The sequence below is a fragment of the Microcystis sp. M109S1 genome (assembly GCF_020247025.1).
Taxonomy (GTDB): Bacteria; Cyanobacteriota; Cyanobacteriia; order Cyanobacteriales; family Microcystaceae; genus Microcystis.
In genome coordinates, this window is record NZ_JADBRW010000034.1 from 1 (window position 1) to 5763 (window position 5763).

7 protein-coding genes and 1 CRISPR repeat array are annotated in these 5763 nt (G+C 38.5%); all 7 genes read right to left on the reverse strand.

Annotation, left to right across the window (positions count from 1 at the left end; all coding sequences use genetic code 11):
- Positions 1–99: 99 nt before the first annotated feature.
- From IM322_RS01425 to IM322_RS01455, 7 genes are read right to left on the reverse strand one after another with little or no spacing between them, the layout of a single operon-like run.
- Entirely contained in the window at positions 100–408 is a 309-nt protein-coding gene (locus IM322_RS01425) for a hypothetical protein (protein ID WP_287675172.1), read from the reverse strand.
- Positions 405–824: a hypothetical protein gene (locus IM322_RS01430; RefSeq protein ID WP_287675174.1), complete on the reverse strand. Its 420-nt coding sequence runs from the start codon at positions 822–824 to the stop codon at positions 405–407. The genes IM322_RS01425 and IM322_RS01430 overlap by 4 nt, the downstream gene beginning before the upstream one ends.
- 30 nt (positions 825–854) lie before the next feature.
- Positions 855–1319 carry a PH domain-containing protein gene (locus IM322_RS01435; RefSeq protein ID WP_287675176.1) on the reverse strand — a complete coding sequence of 155 codons (465 nt, stop codon included), beginning with the start codon at positions 1317–1319 and terminating at the stop codon, positions 855–857.
- Positions 1306–1974 carry a hypothetical protein gene (locus IM322_RS01440; RefSeq protein WP_287675177.1) on the reverse strand — a complete coding sequence of 223 codons (669 nt, stop codon included), beginning with the start codon at positions 1972–1974 and terminating at the stop codon, positions 1306–1308. Before IM322_RS01440 ends, IM322_RS01435 begins: the two co-directional genes overlap by 14 nt.
- A gap of 29 nt (positions 1975–2003) precedes the next feature.
- Positions 2004–2561: a hypothetical protein gene (locus tag IM322_RS01445; protein WP_287675179.1), complete on the reverse strand. Its 558-nt coding sequence runs from the start codon at positions 2559–2561 to the stop codon at positions 2004–2006.
- Between the two features lie 20 nt (positions 2562–2581).
- Positions 2582–2890: a type 2 periplasmic-binding domain-containing protein gene (locus tag IM322_RS01450; RefSeq protein WP_287675181.1), complete on the reverse strand. Its 309-nt coding sequence runs from the start codon at positions 2888–2890 to the stop codon at positions 2582–2584.
- Complete coding sequence (locus tag IM322_RS01455; RefSeq protein WP_287675183.1) at positions 2877–3533, reverse strand: hypothetical protein; 657 nt, start codon at positions 3531–3533, stop codon at positions 2877–2879. The genes IM322_RS01450 and IM322_RS01455 overlap by 14 nt, the downstream gene beginning before the upstream one ends.
- A 307-nt stretch (positions 3534–3840) precedes the next feature.
- Positions 3841–5758: a CRISPR direct-repeat array (repeat unit 35 nt; unit sequence CTTTTAACTTCTTAGCAAGTTTAATTAATGGAAAC).
- Positions 5759–5763 lie beyond the last annotated feature (5 nt).

Sequence of the window (5763 nt, forward strand, 5' to 3'; positions counted from 1 at the left end):
AACTCAATTGTCTATCTTTTGGTATTAACCTGTTTGTGCCGTAAGTGTCTCCCTGTATGAATTTCAGCTACTTTTGAGCGTAGGCGCTCTCATCGAATTTTATTTTAAGTTAATTATTTGCATAACAATTCCCGAAGAGCCCAACTGTTTTAGTTCATATGTTGCAGTAGCCAGAACTTTTAATAAAACATCATCAGGGAGTTTTTGAAAAATATTGACCAGATTATTTATTGTTGCAGTAGCACTATTTTGTCGGATAATGACTGGTTTTGGCTGTTTATTAACCATTTGTTGTTGGCGAAGTTTTTTAGTTTTTGTGGCTTGTTGGCGCGGGTTAGAATAGAGGGGATAAAAACGCTTGGCGGATGAGCTTTGAGGACGTTCAAGAGCTTTTGACTTTGACTTCATTCAAAGGCATCAGAAACATAATCTTCAACAGAGTCATAGTAGGATTCCACAGAGGTAGAAAAGGCTTCTCCACCGTTTTGCCAGATTCCCCCACTATCGTTATATAAATGGTTCCATAGTTCTGAACTATCGCCCTTATGTCCATCGTATTCATTGGCAGTTCCTCTCATTCCTGCGTATTGATGATTTTCGTCGATTAGATTACCTGAATCATCGTAGAAACACTCTTGTTGTGGACTTTCAGGAGAAGGGTCTTTATTTTCTAAGTATCCCTCCATTCCCCCGTGAAATGCGTATCTGCCAAAGGCATTGTCATAAGAACTCCATATATCTTTATCTTGTAGTTCTGGACTATCTATTGTGCTGGGACAAGAAGTATTAGTCTCGTTGTTAGTAGTTGTGTTTTGGTCAGCCATATTACTATTTCCTTTTTTTGAGATGATTGATTACTGCCAAGAGCCTGGAATATCCGGTCGATTTCTATGTCGCTCAATGTTGACTTGCTGTTGAAGAATTTCATGTAGCTTCAAGGCATCTGTAAGCGAAATTGCCTGAATAACCACGAGTTTGTTGTTTCTATCTGTAGAGTAAATGTAAAGACTTGCTATTCCAAACAAACGATAAAGAAATGGCTTTAAAATGCGTAAATCTGTCACACGAAATAGCCAAACTTCGTCAATTTCTTGGTTAAAAAGTCCCGTAATAGTCCTAAACCGTTGAGTTGTGAACATATATTCGGTTCGTTGTAGAGTTAGGTACTGCCAGGCTATAGAAAAAAGAGGAATTATGAAAATTATTCCACGGAGGTTTTTCCAACTTAAAAATACTGACCAAGCTTTAGGTTTCAAGGCCACGATTGGTTTTTCCGGACGAGGAGCATAGCCGGGTAGAGGATATTTATTCTGTGTCATCGTTAGTGTCTCCGTTATTGTGATTGTTGTCTTGAAAGGTTTCTAAGTTGGATTGTCTGTGCAGAGTAACAATCGGCAATCCTGCTAGTTCAAGCTTGAGTTTGTTGACTTGGTCTTGCCATTTTTTCTCTTCTTCTTGTAAAATATTTAGACATTCTTTAATTCCTATCTCATCGAGTAGTTCGTCAACTGTTTTCTTATCAGGTTCATTACCAGATAAATAAAATGATGTTCGTAATGCTGATTTGAAGTCCGATTGAAAATTCTTTACTTTGGCGATAGAGTCTTCACAATTCTTTACCTGAGCTTTGGCAAATTTTAATTCTTCATGAAGTGTGTTGATTGATAAAAAATATGAGGGGTTGGGAGAGTTAATAGATCGAGGATAGGCAAGTAAGGATTCGGCTTCTGTACGCAGTTGGTGAAGTTTTTGTTGCTTCTCGTAGAAGGACTTGTCGAGCAAATATTGGTGTTCTTGGCGAATTATTTGAATTTGCTCATTGGCAGATTTACAGGCTAGTCTTTGCTGAAGAATTTCGAGCATTTTTGCTGATGGTAGACTTGGGTTCGATAAATAGATTTCAGTTAGCTCATTGATGTCTTTAGAGGTCATATTGTTAACACCAATAATTCTGATGGCTTGAGATTGAGACATTTTTTTACTCCTTTTTTGTTGTACTATTTTCAAATTTTATACTCATATTGCTCATATTTTTGTCTCAATTCTGCCAGAGCTTTCGGGTAAACAATGAGTTGTCCTTTCAGGATTCCAGTGGCAAGATTTAACAATCCCGCTAGGATAGGTGCGATCATGACGAACCAAGGTATATCTAATTCTTGCTGTTGCAATAAATATGCACCAACAATGAACTCAGTAATTAGATAAATCCCGCACCAGATACGGTTAATAATAGATAGCTTTGAAGGTTCAAGAAAAGGAGACTCAAATAGTCCATGTAAGTAAAGATATGCTTCAAGTCGTATTTTTCCTAATCGACTTTGAGATAGCCTTTCTTTTTGTGAATTTATCCACTTCAGAGTAGATTCCGCAAATCTGCGAAGGCGCTCGCGAGAATACTCTTCCGAAACTGTGTGATCGAAGAGCAAGCACGCTATAAAGGAAATGGGAAAAGCAAACCATACTTTAATGTTGTCCCAATCACCAGGAACTAACACCATAGCCGTATTAAAATTGAGGAAGGCTATGATGGTAGTCGCAAACCAAGAGAAGAAAACAGACATGATTATAGATTCAATGAGGGTTAATATAATTGAGACGCTCTGATCTTCTGAAACTGGCAAAATTCTCTGGCAGCAATTCTGTGCTGCTCCATTGCGATAAAGGGAAAGCGTTCTAAGAGCGCCTCCTGATCATGCGGGTGCAGCTCTTCAGCAATCAAACGTAAACGATTTGATTCTTTGTCTAATGGCTCAGGTTCAGAAAATTCTGCTGGATGTAGCTTTGTTGAATTCGACTTCTCTCGATAGTCTTTGATGGTGTCATTGGAATTGAGATCGGCGATATTGCCCCATTTCCCAAAGTCAAAATCAGGAAAATTACTTGGTGGCATTTCTGTCCCCCTTATTTCTAGTCTCTTCGATAGTTTCCTTCACTGCAATCTCTGGCTGGGTTTGCGAGTATAGAATTGGTAGTCCCTCAAGTGCGGCTTCGAGCTCTGCTCGAAACGATTCGCCCCCCTCGTTAGTGCTGTTTAAAACCAGAACAGAGCCTCCTCGTTTGATCACCAGTTGAGCAGTATCTCGCATGATCTCTTGACACGGAGCCTCCTTCTCATTGACCTGTACCTGGAGAACTAAGATAGGAAGACGAATTTTTGTTGATTCAAACTGCTTTTTGGCTCCGGCGACAGCCGGACAGACAAGAGTCCCGGGTTTTTGTTTGACTGGCTGCTGCTGGCATTCTTTTCGTACCAGAGCAGGATTTGCCCTTTGGAGGTTCTGGAAAAGGGCGGATTCCCCTGTAACAAAGATAACTCCGAACTCGTCACCAGGAACAAGTCCCTTGGCAATGGCTTGACAAACTCGCTTCCTGTCCTTTTGGAATTGCTCATCGTTTTGTGCGCTCGCCGATTGATCAAGTAGATAGCTGATGGCTATGGGACGGTGGGATTGCCCCAATGAGCAGGAGGGCAAAGCTATGAGTGTGGGGACAATCATAAATCGAGCGAGCGAGCGTTTCAGACTCTTTTTCATAAAATTAATCGGTACTACACTTTTCAGACTCAGGGAACTCTGTCTTCATCTGTTTCCCCTCCGTCTTGATTTCGATATTGTTTCATGCCGATGGAATGGGGGGGTTCTCAACATTTTTCGCGGGTTAGACGCAATGGCTGAAAATCTAGAGTTTTCGTTGAGGTGCGTCGATGCCTTGTCCAGCAAGGCTTTGAGCCTTATAACCGAGGTAACTATTGAGAATTATTATTAATAATGTCTATGCTTTTCAATATCCCACGAAAAATCGCTGTACAATCCTTGTACAGCCTAGTTTTGCCAAGCTAGTCTTTTAACTTCTTAGCAAGTTTAATTAATGGAAACATAATACTCTGTTGAAACAGAGGCATAATTCCACTTTTAACTTCTTAGCAAGTTTAATTAATGGAAACGTTTTTTTAGCAACAATAAAACATTCCCAGTTGCTTCTTTTAACTTCTTAGCAAGTTTAATTAATGGAAACGTCGTGCTGCTCGTTCATGATTTTTTTCTCTCGATTCTTTTAACTTCTTAGCAAGTTTAATTAATGGAAACAACCAGAGCCCCAAAGTCATCCAAAAACGTGCTTTCACGTTTTTGGTATTCTTTTAACTTCTTAGCAAGTTTAATTAATGGAAACCGAGGGGGTGGTGGAGTTGCTCCCATTTTCTTGCTCCTTTTAACTTCTTAGCAAGTTTAATTAATGGAAACAGGTTTTATGTCAAGCTTTGCTAGTATAACCTTTTAACTTCTTAGCAAGTTTAATTAATGGAAACGTAGAGATCGCAGATGCGATCAAAAACCCTGCCGCTTTTAACTTCTTAGCAAGTTTAATTAATGGAAACAGGCGGCTGTTAGCCGCTCCTTGGGGAGTGTCGAGATTCTTTTAACTTCTTAGCAAGTTTAATTAATGGAAACCTCCCAGTATCTGGGTCCAGATGTTATTCAAATCTGGATGCTTTTAACTTCTTAGCAAGTTTAATTAATGGAAACTCAAAAGAGGGTTTGGAGAATTTGCCAAAGCAGAATCAACTTTTAACTTCTTAGCAAGTTTAATTAATGGAAACATCCCATTCAACCATGACCACTTCGGGGTTTCCTCCGAAACTTTTAACTTCTTAGCAAGTTTAATTAATGGAAACTGCACTCTGTCCGGAAATTACGCCGCTCCGGCGAGACTTTTAACTTCTTAGCAAGTTTAATTAATGGAAACCTTCCTTTTGTTTTTTAGCTTTTTTTGGGTACCCTCTTTTAACTTCTTAGCAAGTTTAATTAATGGAAACGTTAAAAAATCACTTTCTTCCTTGGACAGTCTAGCGGCTTTTAACTTCTTAGCAAGTTTAATTAATGGAAACGATAACGCTTTAAGGCGGATTAAAAAACACCGCACCTTTTAACTTCTTAGCAAGTTTAATTAATGGAAACGCGCAGTACACGCCTTGTGTGGCGTTTTCTGGTTTTTTCTTTTAACTTCTTAGCAAGTTTAATTAATGGAAACCAAATATAACTGCCGCTAACATCTCGTTCTCTGCTTCTTTTAACTTCTTAGCAAGTTTAATTAATGGAAACAAAGAGGTAACTCTCATGCAATGGGTCAAAAAAAACCTTTTAACTTCTTAGCAAGTTTAATTAATGGAAACATTTTGAACTTCCCCCGATTGAGGGGAACTTCCTATTCCTTTTAACTTCTTAGCAAGTTTAATTAATGGAAACCCCAGTCTTCTGTTTCGAAAGTGCCCCCGAGACTCTCTACTTTTAACTTCTTAGCAAGTTTAATTAATGGAAACAATGTGAATCGCAAGCCCGTTGCGGGCTTGGTCGTAAACCTTTTAACTTCTTAGCAAGTTTAATTAATGGAAACCTTTGAGGGCTTCAGTTGCTTGAAAGTTATTATCTTTTAACTTCTTAGCAAGTTTAATTAATGGAAACGCTTAATTCCATTGACAAGATTTTGACTTTCCATGATAATTCTTTTAACTTCTTAGCAAGTTTAATTAATGGAAACGAGCCATTAATTAGTGTCATGATAGTTACCAGTGATTCTTTTAACTTCTTAGCAAGTTTAATTAATGGAAACCAATTTTTCGTTTGCCATCTCCGAAGTCTTTCAGTAGGGAAAGCTTTTAACTTCTTAGCAAGTTTAATTAATGGAAACCTCCAAGAATTTGTACACTGAGCGCACCAACCAATCAACTTTTAACTTCTTAGCAAGTTTAATTAATGGAAACAATGT